This is a genomic window from Desulfobotulus mexicanus, assembly GCF_006175995.1.
Lineage (GTDB): Bacteria > Desulfobacterota > Desulfobacteria > Desulfobacterales > ASO4-4 > Desulfobotulus > Desulfobotulus mexicanus.
In genome coordinates this window covers 1-1,180 of record NZ_VDMB01000066.1, presented here as the reverse complement: position 1 = coordinate 1,180, position 1,180 = coordinate 1, and the positions used below count along the sequence as shown (strand labels likewise).

Below are 1,180 nucleotides of genomic sequence, written 5' to 3'. Positions count from 1 at the left end.
TGAATTGCTTCATTACGAAGAGCCGATGCTGAAGGCGTAAGCCTGTGAAGAAGTCGATTGATGGAATCATGCGCAGGAGCATTTTTTTGCTCCTGTAAAACTCTCTCAACCTCTGTGCAGGTAAAAATTTTGGGACTTGCTGTCAAAAAAGCCATGTAATCATATTCAGAAAATTTTGGTGGATTCATAATCTTTAAACCTTAAATGGAACCGGTAAAAACATCAACTGCGTAACTCCTAAAATTCTATAAAGCTTGTAGTTTTAGGATTATTAACAAGATTTTTTAGCATTTCTACTGGCATTTGATATAAAGCGTAAATCATTTGTGGCTTAATAGAATCATTCATTCCATCAATATCTTTCTGGATTTCAATAAAAACAGACCTTAATCTTGAATCAGATTCTACACCATAAGCTCTAAAAAAATCAAACTCACACAAAAACCGATAAGCTGTTGAATATAAAAGATCTACATTAGTTGGATTAGCATAATTAAAACTGCTTATATTATTTATAAAATCCTTTCCTGAACACTGCATATTAAACGAACACCTCTTGTCCCATTCTGAGGGTGACTTGCTAATGAATTCTATTATTTTCGTTACTAAAAGCAATCGATTCTCTATGATCTTATCTTTAACGGCTAAAACATCAACGCTACTAAGAAATTTTTCTAGCAACTCTATATTTTCATTTTTTTCAAAAAACATTTATATTCCTAAACAAAAGATAAAGTGAAGTGAAAGATGAAATAAAAGGTGTCTGACCCCTTTTAGCTTTTTTAGCTTTTACTCCAAGCATCTACTTTCCGGGATTCTGAAGGGCCGCAAAAAAATTATTAATTTTTACTTTAGCTATATACCGGATGCATGACAAATTTACTTTTAACTCGTGATCATCCTCAGCATTGCCACCCGTTAATATCTTTTCATTCTCCCTCGATTCCCTGTTGATTTGTATACCTACAACGCTTAATGCCGTGCTGATATTTTGCGTAAGAACCTGAAACACCAAGGATTACCCTTGATTTTTGTTGAAAATTAATTTTTTAAAAGTTTAAAAAAGCTGGTTTTTTGACCCTTTGCAGGTATAATAACATATTACCACAAGGGGGGAAGCATGACTTGCATCGTGAAGCAAAAAGTTGGAAACCATACTTATCTTTATGAGTCAAAATCC

Annotated in this window: 1 protein-coding gene and 1 pseudogene; both read right to left on the bottom strand. The window is 33.3% G+C overall.

The features are described 5' to 3' along the window. A pseudogene (locus FIM25_RS17455) lies at positions 1 to 188 on the bottom strand (IS701 family transposase); the annotation flags it as partial. 49 nt (positions 189 to 237) lie between these two features. Then, positions 238 to 711 carry a hypothetical protein gene (locus FIM25_RS16935; protein WP_139451022.1) on the bottom strand — a complete coding sequence of 158 codons (474 nt, stop codon included), beginning with the start codon at positions 709 to 711 and terminating at the stop codon, positions 238 to 240. Between the last annotated feature and the right edge of the window lie 469 nt (positions 712 to 1,180).

What these genes read in the sequence shown, in the direction of transcription:
- FIM25_RS16935 (WP_139451022.1), bottom strand. Translation starts at nt 711, where the DNA reads ATGTTTTTTGAAAAAAATGAAAATATAGAGTTGCTAGAAAAATTTCTT.